This window comes from endosymbiont of Acanthamoeba sp. UWC8 (genome assembly GCF_000730245.1).
Lineage (GTDB): Bacteria > Pseudomonadota > Alphaproteobacteria > Rickettsiales > Midichloriaceae > Jidaibacter.
The window spans coordinates 1,311,148-1,326,499 of record NZ_CP004403.1 but is presented as its reverse complement, the minus strand read 5'-3'; the positions used below and the strand labels follow the sequence as shown (position 1 = coordinate 1,326,499).

Genomic DNA, 15,352 nt, shown 5'->3' with positions numbered 1-15,352 from the left:
ATTTGTTATTTATTAACTGATTATTAATACATTTGAATTATTATGAAATAGAAGAGGATATAAAGTATAAGAGTTTCATTATGAAAACAACTATAAGAGTAGATGAGTATCTAGCTGCCCTTCGGGATGAAAATGGAACTTGCGATCCAGGTAGGTTTACAATTATCGATCACTCCGAAAGAGATGAGTTGGAAATTGCTGAAATAGTAGCAGCAACAGGAGTAAAAAACGTTGTTGATATGATTAATTTTACCCCTGATAGAATAGCATTCCAGAATACTATCGCTTCTGTAGTAAGTAATATTCAAATAGAAGACGAACGTGATTTTCATCCTCTAGTTAAACAAATATACGACAATAAAGTTACACCTAAGTTAAATATATTTATTGAAAAACAGCTCCCTCTCATTACTAATTATGTCGATAGAGAAGTAGGTGCTGCTATAAAAACCTTAGATCGACCGTCATACAAGGATCCCTTTTCAAGGCTTAATCCTATAGCGGCTAAAGTGGAAGAAATAAAAGCCTTGGTAAATAAAAGAATAGCATCCGGTAAATATAAGCTTGAAGAGTTTAACTTAGGCGAGACAAGAAAAACGATTATAGAGAAGATTGCTAAAGATGCTATAAAAAAAGAAATTCTGGAAAATATAATTGAAGTTACCGTTAATGGGGTTGTAGAAGACATAATAAAAGAGAAAGCAGCATTTAAGCTTCCTGATAATCCAAAAAAAAAGGAAGGCGAAGAGAACATTGTTGTAGTAAGGCCTATTAGTATGTATTCAGGCAATGAACGCCACACTTTTATGTTAGCCGGCGCTCCAGCATGCGGCAAGGGAACGGCGGAAAGTTTAATGATTGAGCAGGCCGGTAATTTAGGAGTTCCTTGGAATGATGTAATAAAATTGAATACGGATAATTATCGTTCATTATTATCAGAAAACAGTCGATTAGGATCGGAAGTATGGAAACATGCCCAATTAAATCATGATGAAGCCAGATTGGTTACTTACAAAATAATTAAGACGCAACGCGATAGGGTACAAACCGGGCAAGCGCCCCACATACTGTTTGACGGGGTTGCTCTTTCTCAAGAAAAAATTAATTTGGGAACAGCAGAGGGTGGCCGGGTTCATATTAAAATGGTTTCACTTGAACCTGAGATATCAATTAAACGTGCTGATGAAAGAGGAAAGAGAACAGGAAGATTCGTACCGACAAGCTTTATTTTGGAATCCCATAAAGAAGCGCCGGGGAATTTACAAAATATAATTGCCGGAAATATTGGGCAAGACATAGAGTTTGAGTTATATGATACTGACGTACCGCTTGGGGCAAGGCCGAAATTAGTTAAAAGCGGAAACCTAAAAACAGGTGAAATAATCGTACATGACCTTTCAAGCGCCTGTACTTTTCACGGAAGAAAGTATTTGAATGCTAAGGCTCAGGAAATAGGGGATATTTGGTCGGGAGGTGAGAAAGCATCATCTAATGAATTTTTAGAAACTTATCTATCAAATCATGATTTGCAAGTAGGGGTGCAATATCAGGGTATATCGGTTTTAAGACTAGAGGAAGGAATAGTTTACGGTAGTGAAAAGCAAGAGTTAAAGCAGGCATTGCATGATGAGGCATTTATAAATGCTGTAAATAAAGAAGCTCGACATGCCGAAGCGCAAATAGAAAATATATTAAAATTATCAAAGCAAGCATTTGAAATAGAGTCGTTGAGAAATTATAATATCACGGAAAATTATAATGAATTTAAAACACCGCTTATTTTGCAGCATAAATTACATTCTCAAGTTCCTCCTTTAGTTAGCGACTATTTAAGCATACCTTCAGGTAATGTGTTAACCTTATTGGGAGCCGTCGTATCCCCTATCGCGATGTTAGCGGGCTCTTCAGCGCAAGTTATGGGAAATGCTACCACCTCTTTAACAAGTGCGGTAAGCTATGATCCTTTAGCATACGGCATTGTATTAGGAGCTTCAGCGCTAATTGTAGGGATTTCAGGATATTTTCTTTATAGCAAAGCAGCTGAGATAGATGAAAAATGGAAATTGAATCATAATGAAGAAAAAGATACTTTTAAAATTAAACTTGTAAATGAAAAAAAAGAGAATAAAATACTAAATAATTCAATAAATAAATAAAATATTACATAGGGTTTCAAATGAGTAAGAAAGGAAAAGAAAAACAGATCAGTAAAGAGGAATATATTTTAATTTCTACAATTGATGATGAAAAAGATTACGGATACGAAGCGGATTACCTTTCAGGGGAAGATTATTTGGAGATTATCAGAGCGATTAAAAAAGAAAATAGTTATGTTCAGAATACACAAGAAGATAGTGAATAATATAAATAAGTTTATTTATTTTTGTATATTTTGTAAATAAAGATGGAATAAGTTATATTATCAGCTGTATATAACTAAACACCAAAAAGCTTAGCTTTCCTTAAAGTTAGATAGCCGCCGCTTAAAAGCAGTACTATAGGAAGGAGCCATAATATAATATTTTTGCTATTAAATTTCAGGTTCATATTTATTCCTTCGCCGTATCTTACTTCAAGAAAATCTAATATTTCTTCATCAGTTTTCCCATCTTCTACCTGTTTACGTATATTTTGCCTGATTATAAGTGCAATCTCTGCATTAGAATCCTTAATCGATTGGCCTTTACATTGGGTGCAGCGAATTAAAGTAAACAAACTTTTTGCTCTCATTTCTTGTTGTGGGTCGACTAAAATTGCTTCAAATGCTGAGGCAAAGTTGCTGTAAAATATAACTAAGATAATAAATAAAGTTTTATGCATTAGGTTTGAAATCAATAGCTCCGGCTAATTTTAAATAAGAGGATTCTAAATCGTCGTGTTCATTATAAGCTTGATTCAAAAAATTTTCCAGCCCTTCTCGATATTTAATTGCTTCATCCACTAAAGGATCGGAACCTTTTTTATAAGCACCGATTCTAATCATATCCGCCATTTCCTCAAATGTTGAAATAAGCCCTCTCGATTTACTGATTAATTTGTTTTCATATTCATTATTACATTTGGGGATCATCCTGGAAACGCTTTTTAGAATATCAATTGCCGGATATCGCCTGGCAGCGATGTTCCTGTCAAGTACAATATGTCCATCTATAATCCCCCTTACCGCATCGGCGACCGGCTCATTGTGGTCATCTCCTTCAACCAGAACGCTAAATAGGGCAGTTATTGCTCCCCTGCCTTTAAGCATAGGCCCAGCTCTTTCAAGCAATCTCGGTAGCTCGGCAAACACTCCCGGCGTATAACCTTTGGCAGTCGGGGGCTCACCGACGGAAAGACCTATTTCCCTTAATGCCATAGCATAGCGGGTGACGCTATCCATCATACATAAAACTTCTTTCCCCTGGTCACTGAAATATTCACACAAGGAGAGAGTAAGGTTTGCAGCCTGCCTTCTAAGTAGCACAGATTCATCAGAGGTTGCAACTACTACGATCGAGCGCGCAAGCCCTTCCTCGCCTAAATAATCTTCGATAAATTCCTGAACTTCCCTACCTCTTTCGCCGATTAACCCGATAACTTTGACATCAGTCTCAGCATACTTGGCAAGCATTGCGATCATCATGGATTTACCTACCCCCGAACCTGCAAACACGCCCATTCTCTGGCCTCTGCATAAACTTAAAAAAGTATTTATTGCCCTGATTCCCACATTCATTTTCTCGCCCACCCTTGTTCTTGACTGTGAGGGAGGAGGGGATCTTTTTAAAAAATAAGGAGTAGTTCCTTTTTTTAAAGCGCCCTTGCCGTCTATTGGTTCACCGAAAGCATTCACCACTCTTCCCAGCCATTCCAGGCTCGGATAAACTGATTGTTCGGCAGCTTTTAACGCAACATCGTCATTAGCACTGATTCCCGTTACATCATCAAAAGGCATAAGCAGTATTTCCTGAGCATTAATTGCGACCACTTCAGCAGAAGTTATTTTGCCGCCGCTTGAGAAAATCTCACATCTTGAGCCGATGCTCGCAAACTTCCTTAAGCCCCGAACGGAAATAATTAAACCTTTTATACCGGAAACTTTGCCTTTTATAATAACGTCTGGTATATTGTTCACTTCTTCGGCAATCTTTTTTAAGATATTATTCATTGTATAAATAACAAGTATTTAGTTCTAATTTAAAAGGTAACATAACAAATGGCAATAAAGATAAATCATATTAAGATAAAACCGGAAGATGATGGGATAAGAGTTGATAGATGGTTTACAAGAAATTTTCCTAATATAAGTTTTACAACTATTGCTAAATTAGCCAGGAAAGGTCAAATAAGAGTGGATAGTAAAAGAGTCCAAACCTCGACACGAGTACTTGCGGAGCAGGAAATTAGATTCCCTGACCTTACCGAATTAGAAAGTAAGCCGCAAAATAAATTACGAACTGAGATGACTCTGCATCCTAAGCATCATAAGTTGCTGGAGATGATTGAGCAAAATATTTTATATAAAGATGAGGATATACTTGCAATCAATAAAGTTGCAGGCCTTGCCGTCCAAGGCGGGACTAAAGTAGGAGTTTCGTTGGATGATCTGTTGCCGTCGCTTAAATTTGAAAGCGCTGATAGGCCGAAGCTTATCCATAGATTGGATAAGGAAACCAGTGGTGTTCTGCTTGTCGCAAGGAATAATAGAGCAGCTGCGGAGCTATCGGAACTTATCAGAACTAAGCAGATGAACAAAACTTATCTTGCTATACTCTGCGGGGTGCCGGAAGTGCATGCAGGGGAGATTGATCTTCCTTTAGCTAAAGAAGCCGATGAAAATTTTGAAAGTGTAAAGGTAACCGATAGAGGGAAAAGAGCTATTACTCAATATAGAGTGCTCGATTATGCCTTAAATACAGCTGCCTTAGTGGAATTTAAGCTGATTACCGGAAAAACTCATCAACTTAGAGTACACAGTGCTTCAATGAACTGCCCAATTTTAGGGGACTCGAAATATAATAGTAAAGAGCAGGCTTTTGAGTTTGAGCAAAAACTATATCTTCATTCTTATATAACCAGGCTGAATTATAAAGGGAAAGATATAATTATTAAAGCGCCGCTTCCGGATTATTTTAAAGATATGTTAGATCGTTTTGGTTTAACAATATAAAAGTCGCTGATTTTGAAAAAGGATAAAAAAGTTCGGTTTTAAAATTGTAACTGCTAGCTCATTTTTATGCTGCATAACTTGCTCTTTTTTAATTATAGATAATAACGATGATATATTTTGATTTAATAAAAAGTTTACAATTTATTTAATGAAAAGATATTATTTTTAGTTATAATGTGCTAATTCCAATAATTGGTTCATAATCTATATGCAAGACTTTATTTCCTTATTACCCCTTGACTATCAAGAAATTTTATCTGCTCCTAATCCGGTGATTAAGGCTTCAGGTATATTACATTATGCCGCAAGAGAAAATAATATTAAACTTATAGAGTATATTGCAAAGCATGTTCAGAACGTTGATTGGAATGAGTGTAACTCTTTTGGATCTACTCCTCTAAAAATAGCCACAATTCACTGGAATAATGAAGCGGCAAAAGCTCTTATTAAAGTAGGTGCAGTTCCTCAATCTCTTGACGAGGATGAATATATTGATTATCTGAATTTAATCGATAATTTCCCCGTATATAATCAATGCCCGGTAAAAAGTATAAGCATGCCGATTACCAGGTTATTATCATATAGTTATTCGCAATTTTTAAATGATGATCAAATATATGAAACTCTACTGAACTTGAGTAAAAATAATACTTTATACAAAATTTTATATACTGTCAGTTTGGATGAAAATTATACTATAGAACTGGTAAATAATTTTAATGAGGAGGGTTCAAAAGGTTATTATATCGATTTCAATAAAAGATTAGCAGTAAAGCTTAGTGAACAAAACACCTTACCGAAAGGTACTCTGATCCATGAATTGTCTCATAAACTTATGTTTCAAATTTTTAATAATATGGGTTCACCATACGCTCAAGAAAGAGAGAAAATGCTCTATAAGCAGGCTATAGCAGAAGTATTGGAAAATATTTTTATTGATTATTATAAAGTTGATGGCCTGCAAAGTATTCTGGAAATTATGCCTAACTATCATTCAGCGACTACCTGTGAAATCGGCAGCTTACTTACTACCAAGCATGACTCACTTATTAGTAATAGTATGGCCGAGTTTATCAAGTCATCAATGTTGGAGGGTAAAATTCCTCTCATGGAACATTTTGAGGAGGAAGTATTAAAAGGTAAATGTATTAATGGTGTAATAAATATTTTGTTAGGTGTTTATGATGGTAATTATTCCTCATTTTTTGAAGATAGTGAGTTTATAGTAAGATACCCGCAGATAATATCAGATAAATGCTATGATGATAATCCATTAGTGCAAAAAATATTAGAGCCGATCAAGATATATTGGGAAACCGTTGTTGAGGAAAAAATTAAAGAATATATCGAAATTCATGATGAGAGCGAATACTCACCGGCAAATAATTTAATTTGGGAATTTTCTCAGTAATTAGTGTTCACCCTTGGCTTTAATACCAGATTTATTTTTCCCTAAAAGTCACATTGCTAATTAATACGTTTATTTCCCTAAGAATGTTAAAAGTAAAGTGAGCTTAATTGCGTATCACACATGCTGTCTTCTAGTGTTAGGTAATATTTTAAGAACTAATTCAGGTTAATTAATATGCGATAAAAAAAGCATTCAAATAAAAACAGTTTTAGCTAGTTAGAAAACCAAGATACTAAAGAAAAAATAATTTTGAGAAAATTTTTAGTTGGTTAGATAAATTTGAGCTTTATATAAAGGATAAGATATTATGCTTAGATAATTACAAAATATTTAAATGGACGACTGCAAATAATCATTTAGATGGTTTTAAATTCTTGGCTGAAAATCTTTTAAGGCAAGCTTATTTTATTTATTATATTATGAAGAAGGTTTAATATTTCACTCTGATGGAGGCAGCCAATATACTGCTATTAAATTTCAGGAAATTTGGGCTTTAAAGCAAATCAGCTGTAGTATGAGTGCTAAAGGTAATTGTTATGATAATGCAGTTGCAGAGAACTTCTTTAGTAATTTGAAAACTGAAGTAAATTGTAAATTCTATAATTTACACGATGCTGAAACCAGTATATTTGATATATATTGAGTGCTGGTATAATAATAAACGTCGATATTCTTCTTTATGCTATTTATCGCCTAATGATTTTAAAACCCTTTATTATAATAATTATATATAGACAGCAAATGTCTACCTCACAGAGGGAACTTCATACAAATTTCTAGCCTTGAATCCATAAAATATTAAATATTCAAGACAGCATAGCTACTTACGGTATATGAAATAAATAGCAACCTAGGATTTTATCATAGATGTCATTTTCAAAGTGTAATGGTAAAAAATATAAGTTTATAAAGGTTGGACTTTGGTTAGTATTATACTTATAATATCTATATAACTCAATTTCTCCGGCTAAAGCCTTGCTTAGTTGTTGTGAGATTAAATTATAATTCTCTCCTTCAAATATATTTTCTAATTTAATCTTACTATTTGTCTTTAATGATAAATTAAATACCCTATTAAATTTTGTGCTAATATATAAGCTTTTATAATTGAGTATAAATAATTATTTACTACTACATTAGTACAGTAATGTAGTAGTAAAGTACTGTCGCTGGCAGCTGAAAGTTATAATAACTAGTATAGTTATCAAGTAGGATGGCTGCTGAACATCTTTATAAATGTTTAATATAAACAATATTTCACATATAAATAATTATTTATTAATCCATATATCACTTTGATAATAATGAAAAATAAGTAATATCACTTAAAAAATAATATAACCTTTTAAGTTTGTTTGAGTATAAAGAATGGGCACTAATCATCTTAAAGAGGATAAAATAAGCTCTCTTGAAGATTACCAGTTTATTGAAAATTTATTACTACAATCAGAAGGTGAAGAAGCACCCAGCAAAGCAAGAAAGCTAATTAACAAATACGGCTGCTTATCAAAGATAATTAAAACTGAGCAAGCTTGCATTAAAGAATATGCAAATCTTAATGATAAATCAGTACTGCTACTTAAATATATAAAAGAAGGTATTAGAAGAAGCAAAAAGGAAAAGTTAGATAAAATATCAGTATTAAATAATACTAAGATGGTATCTGAATATTGTAGGCTAGTTTTTGAAGGAAACAATAAGGAAGTTTTTGCTGTATTATATTTAGATCATAAATATAAAGTAATTCAAGAAGAATTTATATCCGACGGTAATCTGGAATCGGTCAGGGTAAATCCTAAAGACATAGTAAGAAAAGCACTTATATATAGAGCAAAAGGATTAATTGTTGCACACAACCATCCTAGCGGCATTCTACTGCCATCAAGAGAAGATATAAAAGTAACCTCAAAACTATTTAAATCCTTAGAAGTATTTGATATAACTTTGCTAGATCATTTGATATTAAATGAATATAACTACTATAGTTTTAGAGCTAATGATCTAATAAGAGGTGAAGTAAGGCAATACTCTTTAAGTACTAATGAAAAAATACAGTATATAAAATCTCTAATCCTTATAAGTCAGAAATATATAAAAAAGAATACTGAGCAATCAAACGAACTACTTAAAAGCATTGATACTAACCAGTTTGCTATTAAACAACAATATAAGATGTTTAAGGATATAGGTATAGTAATATGTAATGAATGGCTTTTAACTATTAATGAACTGGATTCTACTTTAATAAGTAGGGATAGAAAATATGATTATCGCCAAGATTATTCGCTGGAATGTTTTGATAACAGTTATTTAAAACTTCTAAATTTAGACTCTCCTATGTTTTTCTCATATATTGATAAAGGTCATAAACTTTTATTTTTAAGTAAAACATATGAAAATATTTTTAATATACCTTGTAAAGATATAGTTGGAAAAAACCTCAGAGAATTAGTAGGGGAGCAAGGATACACGATATGTAAACCATTTTTAAATAAAGCATTTTTAGGAGAAGAAGTTACTTTTAATTATTTATGGCAATGTAAAGAACAGGAATTCATGTATTTAGAAATACATTACATACCTAACTTTACTTTAGATAAAAGAAAGGTGAGAGGGGTATTTTCTTTCATTACGAAATCCAAAATTGAAAGCTTAATTGTAAGCCAGCATTTATCATCTTTAAAAGAAATACTACCTATTTCTTCAAATGAGCAACCGTTCAAACTAAAAAATAAACTTTTCAAACAAGCAATATTCCAGGTTGATAAAGCCTTAAAAACTCATAAAGTTAATTACGACCATAAAACCATATTAGATATTGTGAATAATGTGTATGAAAATTTTTATTGTTTGGAAATTATAGAGGCTAATTATATAGATAAAGTTATTGATACAGGTATAAAGGCAGGAAAACTCTCCTGCCTTTAATAAACGGTTATAGCATAAAATGAGAATAACTTATATCATCAGGTTTAGAGAATCCTTTTTTGTCTACAATGCTATAAATTTTGTTATGTACATCTTCCGGAACAACTAAAACCACAGAAGATTTAATCGGTATAGAGCCTTTATTCTTTTTAGCTATATCAAGTACGTCGTTAATATAATTATTTAGTGAGCCTTGATGTTTTAATGATTCTAAACTTTTCTGAACCACAAACTCCAGAAGCATTTTAAATTGCTGATGATCAGCATTTAAAACAGGAATGTCCAGGTTACTCGCAGTACTTTGAGTAGATTTCAGCAATTGCAATGCCATATTATGATAATTTTCGGGTAAAGATATCTTTGATGGTAGCATAAATTCACAATACTTTACTTGCACATTATCTAAGCAGACTTTGATCTTATATGCTGTTTTAGTATCTACTTCAGCACCATATTTTTCTCTTAAAAAATTCGGAATAGAGGTAGAAGATTCATGAATAGAGACTAAAATACCATCCGAACTCTTTTTTGATAGAAGGGAGTGCATGAATCTATCGATGTTAGGAGCATAGTATGCAACATTTGAAGCTAAGATGATGTTCATACTATTTGGCAAGTCATCTATATCAGAGTTAAAACAACTACCTTGCTTAAGCCGATGAAGAACTTGTAAATCGGTTAAAGCATTATGAATAGTATTAATAAAACTTGTATCAGTATCTATGCCGTAATAACAAATACAGTGTAATTGTGTTGACCAAGTTTGTAAAATTTGCATAGCTAGTTCCCCTTCTCCGCACCCCACATCTAAAATAGATAATGGAGTAGTGATTATTTGGGCTTCTTGTAAATCTTGGAATAGGTTTTGCATTACCATACCTGTGATCATTTTTTGATTTGTAAACTTCAAAAAAGCTTCAAACCATCGTCCTACCCGTTCATTGGTTATATTCTTGAAATACTGCTCAATTTCTTCTTTATTAACAGATTGAGTAGTATTATAATAATTAGTGAAAATGGGATTTAAAATATTACGCATTATTTTCTCCTATTTGAATTAAAAAAATACTGCTTTAAATACTGGCGGGTATCTAGAGCAGTCTTACTTAATAGTTAATTACCCGGTAATAAAATATTATAAGAAAAGCTTTAAAAGGTAGTGTAATAAGCTTTTTGTGTTGACTAAGGTTTTTAACTATAAGTTATATTCGCATTATAATATTTAAAAATTTGCTATGGAAGTCCACTTTAAATAAAAATATAATATTTTTTAATAAATAGTAATAAAGATGTGTTTTACTAAATTTACTAAATAAATGAAGAATATAATTGAATCACTGAAGCACCGGTAAGCGCCAAAATAACAATTTAGTTAATTGGTAGCGTTGCAAAGAATGAAATTAAAAGAAGAAGTTATCTAGTTTTATGAGGTTTTTTAGAATAATGTTGTCCCGAAAAAGTAGAGAAGGAGAAAAGGAACTCTGATAAAAAAGAAATAACCGATCAGAGGAAAGAAATGAGAAAAGAAACAAGAAGGAATTATACAAAAGAATTTAAAGTAGAAGCAGTAAGGCTAATAACTGAAGAAGGATATAGCCTCAGTCAAGCAGCGGAGGGTCTAGGGATCAGTAAAAGTACCATAGCTAAATGGGCAGGTATTAAGCAATAAAGGAGATAAGGACGTAGCAACATTACAGATGGCAGTGGCTGCCATGTCAAATCGTAAGTCAATAGCTGAGAAAGTTGCAAAGAAACTAGGGATAAAGAAGGCTAGGTTATATTACTATGTTAATGGCGACGGTTCTTGCAAAGAAGCGGGGGGAAAGCTACTGGAAGGTGAAAAATAATTTATAAAATATACAGTTGGTTATGAGTTTGATATAATTATTTGTTAATATAAATGTTAATACTTTAAGTATATAAAATGATGCAACCTCGCGATTTATTTGTAGTTATATATAAATAATTTATTAACCTAAGCCTAATAATTATTTGATAATACTTACTTGGTTTTTTACACAGTTTGTTGCAAAAACTCTTCTCTATTCTTTATCTTATTAAGAGAAAAACACTTTAAATATTATAAATTCTAATTCTTGAAATATTAATCATGGTAATGCTCGCTCTCTTTGTTTCTCTCTTGCTTTATTATGGAAACCCAACCTTTATCCCTAGAGGCAGTACCATTTCCTAAGGAGCCTTCTATTAAATATGATGAATATGATGATGACCATGGTAAATTGTATCCTAACCTCTCATTTTGCTTATTCTTAAGCAAATCTCTAATAGTATCCTCGTTTGCTAGTTCTACTGGTTTTTTACCATTCTTATTAATTATCCAAGGATCACTACCATGATCTAAAAGCAATTTTACAATACTATTATCGTGGCACCATATGTCTAGACAAATTTTTAATTAAATAGAGGTGTAAAGCTCCTTAAAATTATTATCAATTAAATTAAGTTCTTGGTCTTGCAGAGGCATAGAGGTAAACCCACTTTTCTCCTCTACGAGGTTGGTTTTAACGGTTGTAAAGTGCACATTTTTAGGGGTTTTATACCCTAATGATTGATGCAGCCTGTGTTTGTTATAAAAATTCATGTATTCATTGATAGCCTCCTTTGTTTCTTTTACGGTATTTAGCTCTATCCTATATATTTTCTCTTGCTTTAATGATCGCCAAAAGCGCTCGATAAATATGTTATCTAAAGCTCTGCCTTTGCTATCCATACTTATAGCTATTTTGCTTTTTTCGAGGGTTTCAATAAAGGCCTTAGAAGTGAACTGCACTCCTTGATCGGTATTAAATATTTCAGGTTTTCCATTTCGAGCTAGAGCATCATTCAAGGCATCCACGCAGAACTCACTCTCAAGGCTAATAGATACCCTCCAGCTTAGGATATATCTGCTATACCAATCTATGATCGCCACTAAATACACAAAACCTTGCTTGAGCCTTACATAGGTAATGTCAGCACTCCATACTTGGTTATGCCTATTGATCTCTAAACCACTTAATAGATACGGATAGACCTTATGGGCTTGGTTCCTCTTACTTAAATTCATTTTCGGATAAATAGCCTCTAGAGCCATTAATCTATAGTATTTACTTATCTTCTTGCGCCCTACCTCATATCCTTCATCTTTCAGAACCTGCGCCATTCTTCTAGCTCCATAATAAGGGTGCTGTGTAAATATTTCGTCTATTCGCTTCATTATCTTATAATCCTCTCCTTTTAATCCTTGCTTCTTGTAATAGTAAGTCGAGCGGTTGAGGGTCAACAATTTGCATTGCCTAGCCACACTCAAATTACCATGCCCAGGCTCTATCAGCTCCTTTCTATGTTCCAATGCCAAACAGCTTAGATTTTTTTTTCAACCAGTCCCGTTCTACGGTTAACTGTCCTATTTGCTCGTATAAGCTCTTTATTAGATCTTCCTCGCTATTATCCTTCACTTTTGCTTTGCTCTTAAACCCATATATCATGCCCTCTATAGCTTCTTGCTTCCACCGGTATATCTGATTCGCATGAACCCCGTATTTGCTGCTGATTTGGGCTATCGTTAGCTCTCCTTTTAAAGCTTCTATTGCTACCTTAGCCTTCTCTTCAGCACTGTAGTGTTTTATTTGTTTCTTCATTCCTTGCTCCTTCTTTCTTAGAGCTGTTTACCTCATTTTAGTCTTTTTTCTGTCCAAAAACTAGGGGCCATTATATAAACCAAGAAGAACTTTTTATAAAACATTTTTTAGGAATGTCTATAAAGCCGTTTAGCTATGCTGATTTAAAAGTAACCTGGAAAAAGGTAACTAACATTATACAAAATATTTTAACTGAAAATGACAAACATTTGCTGATTAGCTTTAAGAAGGGAAATCCGGACTGGAGCTTATGTGGGATTGAGAAACTAAATACCTTACCTGCCGTATAGTGGAAATTAGCAAATATTATAAAGCTTAAAGAAGAGAACCCGACTAAGCATTCTATGCTGGTAAAGAAATTACAAGAAATTTTGTTCAAATAAAGTTTATTAGTATGAAGAAAGCACAAGCTGCCTTTTTGCTTATGCAAATCATTCTTTTATATTTATAACCTTTATAAATACTAAATTTAATAAATTATATTTTTACCAAATCTTTTTATACCAAGTGTAGAAAATATGTAGAAAACTAAGATTTTATAAATTTTATAAAAACGCTGTATCCTAAGCTTTAACTGGTGCCGCCGGCAGAAATCGAACCTGCGACCTCTTCATTACCAATGAAGTGCACTACCACTGTGCTACGGCGGCAAAACCGTACTGGATTATTTTTATACAATAACAAGCTAAGTTTCAAGGTAAATTTAGCTCTTATATAATTTTTTTTATTAAAATTAGTTAATGCAGCAAATAAAAAATTACCAACCTACATTATAGATTGGTAATATATAATTAGTTAATAACTATTTTTACTAACGTTGCATCAATTCTGCATTTGAGCCACCTAAGCCAATCACAGTAGAATTAAAGTTTTTCTGATAATAGTTCTTGCAAGATTCAAGCGCCATTGGTGCAAATTCAACAAGGCACTTAGGGAAGAACATAAGGCTGTTTAAAAATTTGTCCCCGTTTCCTTTCCAATAATTAAGTGCTGAGGTTTGACCATTTTCTCCAATATTAAGAATACGGTCAGTAATAGTGTTGTTAACAACACTCTCAACTTTATTGCATGCTTTATTATTTAAATAATTGGTAATAGGACTAAATATTTTGCCGACAGGAATAAAACCAAGCACTACCTGATTATTACAATTTTCAACTTGGCGACCTAATTCACCTTGTATTTCATCAGTAATTGCTGCTCTTACAGCATCTTTCACAAAATCTTGTGCATCTGTGGTAGATAGTACACTAGATAAGTATGTAGAAAGACCTAAACAAGATGCAGCTGTAAGGCAGTAACCTGTTTTACTTAGCATGAAAGTAGATGCTCCACCTATAACCATTCCTGCAAAAGTAGCAGGGTTAAATATGGAAGCACCAACTGCAAAGATTCCGACTGAACTAATCCCGGCAACAAGCAATTTTTGTGCTATCGGTGCACCGATTCCAAGACCGCTGATAGTAACTGCAGCTCCAAGCAAGGCCTTAGTTCTATCACAATTTTCATTAATTGCATAATCTAAGCCGGCTATTACCGAAAGAGAAACTCCTGCACAGGTAATAAGCGAGAAATTAGAATAAAGAGCGAGTGCAGTAGAAGTTACAACCGGAAGGTGAGACTTCGCAGCCCATAAGGTTTTTGCACCGCTTAAAATGGAGTCAAAATACTTAGTAGAGCACAACTCCACAAATGTCGGCTCGTCAACATGTACAAAACCTTCTTCAAATTCATCTTTTGGCGAAAGCTCAACAATTGTTTGATTTTCATTTGAGCTTGAGAGTAGTTTTGCTTTTTGAGGCGCAATGTTCAGACTTGCAACTGCTCGTGGTATAACAACAGCATCGCGCTTAAACTCTTCAAGCTCGTCTTCAGTCGCTGTTGATTGAGTAGGGGCTTCACTCTTAGGAGCATCAAACATATGAAATGCCGAACCTCCCATATCAATCTCTTTGAAAGCTTCTTTTGATTCTTCTATACTAGGTATGATTACAGCATCACTTTCAAATGTTTGAGAGGCAGTCATGTTATTAGAAGCCTTCTTAGATTCTTGCATGTATGAATACATTACCTGAAGCTTTTCTCTCAACATTAATTTAATCTGTTCCCTTACTTCTTCTTCCGAAGGGGAAGTTTCTAAACTAGTTTTTTCTCTTACTTCTTTCTTAGAAATAATATTTTCTAAAGGAATATCTAAGCTTTCAAGAGCCATAATTTTAACTG

At 33.2% G+C, this 15,352-nt stretch carries 16 protein-coding genes and 1 tRNA gene; 9 read left to right on the top strand and 8 right to left on the bottom strand.

The window, feature by feature from the left end:
- The first annotated feature begins 80 nt into the window (after positions 1-80).
- Entirely contained in the window at positions 81-2,156 is a 2,076-nt protein-coding gene (locus I862_RS06470; RefSeq protein ID WP_038540276.1) for a zeta toxin family protein, read from the top strand.
- Positions 2,157-2,176: 20 nt separating this feature from the next.
- The gene (locus I862_RS06465) at positions 2,177-2,362 is read left to right on the top strand and encodes a hypothetical protein (RefSeq protein WP_038540274.1); all 186 of its coding nucleotides are present in this window, start codon (positions 2,177-2,179) and stop codon (positions 2,360-2,362) included.
- Between the two features lie 74 nt (positions 2,363-2,436).
- Here the strand turns inward: I862_RS06465 and I862_RS06460 are convergent, their stop codons facing one another.
- Together I862_RS06460 and fliI are read right to left on the bottom strand one after the other, a co-directional pair.
- A complete protein-coding gene (locus I862_RS06460; RefSeq protein WP_052646520.1) occupies positions 2,437-2,820 on the bottom strand; it encodes a cytochrome c-type biogenesis protein in 384 nt (127 codons plus the stop codon).
- On the bottom strand, positions 2,813-4,147 hold the full coding sequence (fliI, locus tag I862_RS06455; protein ID WP_038540271.1) for a flagellar protein export ATPase FliI: 1,335 nt from the start codon (positions 4,145-4,147) through the stop codon (positions 2,813-2,815). The genes I862_RS06460 and fliI overlap by 8 nt, the downstream gene beginning before the upstream one ends.
- 48 nt (positions 4,148-4,195) lie before the next feature.
- Between fliI and I862_RS06450 the strand changes: the two genes are divergently transcribed.
- From I862_RS06450 to radC, 4 genes are all read left to right on the top strand, one after another.
- Entirely contained in the window at positions 4,196-5,149 is a 954-nt protein-coding gene (locus I862_RS06450; protein WP_052646519.1) for an RluA family pseudouridine synthase, read from the top strand.
- 208 nt (positions 5,150-5,357) lie between these two features.
- Positions 5,358-6,560 (top strand): ankyrin repeat domain-containing protein, encoded by a 1,203-nt coding sequence (locus tag I862_RS06445; RefSeq protein WP_038540268.1) that lies wholly within the window; start codon positions 5,358-5,360, stop codon positions 6,558-6,560.
- A gap of 611 nt (positions 6,561-7,171) precedes the next feature.
- Positions 7,172-7,294 (top strand): IS3 family transposase, encoded by a 123-nt coding sequence (locus tag I862_RS08870; protein ID WP_411572132.1) that lies wholly within the window; start codon positions 7,172-7,174, stop codon positions 7,292-7,294.
- A 634-nt stretch (positions 7,295-7,928) separates the two neighbouring features.
- Complete coding sequence (gene radC / locus I862_RS06435; protein ID WP_038540265.1) at positions 7,929-9,488, top strand: RadC family protein; 1,560 nt, start codon at positions 7,929-7,931, stop codon at positions 9,486-9,488.
- A gap of 7 nt (positions 9,489-9,495) precedes the next feature.
- Here the strand turns inward: radC and I862_RS06430 are convergent, their stop codons facing one another.
- The gene (locus tag I862_RS06430; protein ID WP_038540262.1) at positions 9,496-10,527 is read right to left on the bottom strand and encodes a class I SAM-dependent methyltransferase; all 1,032 of its coding nucleotides are present in this window, start codon (positions 10,525-10,527) and stop codon (positions 9,496-9,498) included.
- A 477-nt stretch (positions 10,528-11,004) separates the two neighbouring features.
- Between I862_RS06430 and I862_RS08185 the strand changes: the two genes are divergently transcribed.
- On the top strand, positions 11,005-11,157 hold the full coding sequence (locus I862_RS08185; RefSeq protein WP_075260601.1) for a transposase: 153 nt from the start codon (positions 11,005-11,007) through the stop codon (positions 11,155-11,157).
- Between the two features lie 28 nt (positions 11,158-11,185).
- Entirely contained in the window at positions 11,186-11,335 is a 150-nt protein-coding gene (locus I862_RS08435; RefSeq protein WP_158499292.1) for a hypothetical protein, read from the top strand.
- Positions 11,336-11,592: 257 nt separating this feature from the next.
- Here I862_RS08435 and I862_RS06420 read toward each other — a convergent pair whose 3' ends face one another.
- Genes I862_RS06420 through I862_RS06410 form a run of 3 tightly spaced genes read right to left on the bottom strand, consistent with a single transcriptional unit; the run spans position 11,593 to position 13,129 of the window.
- Positions 11,593-11,856, bottom strand: a complete 264-nt coding sequence (locus I862_RS06420; protein ID WP_038540259.1) for a hypothetical protein — start codon at positions 11,854-11,856, stop codon at positions 11,593-11,595.
- A gap of 48 nt (positions 11,857-11,904) precedes the next feature.
- Positions 11,905-12,840, bottom strand: coding sequence for an IS3 family transposase (locus I862_RS06415; RefSeq protein WP_158499291.1), 936 nt, complete (start codon positions 12,838-12,840; stop codon positions 11,905-11,907).
- Positions 12,830-13,129: a transposase gene (locus tag I862_RS06410; RefSeq protein WP_038540256.1), complete on the bottom strand. Its 300-nt coding sequence runs from the start codon at positions 13,127-13,129 to the stop codon at positions 12,830-12,832. The genes I862_RS06415 and I862_RS06410 overlap by 11 nt, the downstream gene beginning before the upstream one ends.
- Before the next feature lie 113 nt (positions 13,130-13,242).
- On the opposite strand from I862_RS06410, the gene I862_RS08430 reads away from it, so the two are divergent.
- Positions 13,243-13,419: a hypothetical protein gene (locus I862_RS08430; protein ID WP_158499290.1), complete on the top strand. Its 177-nt coding sequence runs from the start codon at positions 13,243-13,245 to the stop codon at positions 13,417-13,419.
- Positions 13,420-13,704: 285 nt separating this feature from the next.
- Here I862_RS08430 and I862_RS06405 read toward each other — a convergent pair.
- Positions 13,705-13,779 (bottom strand) — tRNA-Thr (locus tag I862_RS06405).
- Positions 13,780-13,940: 161 nt separating this feature from the next.
- Complete coding sequence (locus I862_RS06400; protein ID WP_038540253.1) at positions 13,941-15,341, bottom strand: hypothetical protein; 1,401 nt, start codon at positions 15,339-15,341, stop codon at positions 13,941-13,943.
- Positions 15,342-15,352 lie beyond the last annotated feature (11 nt).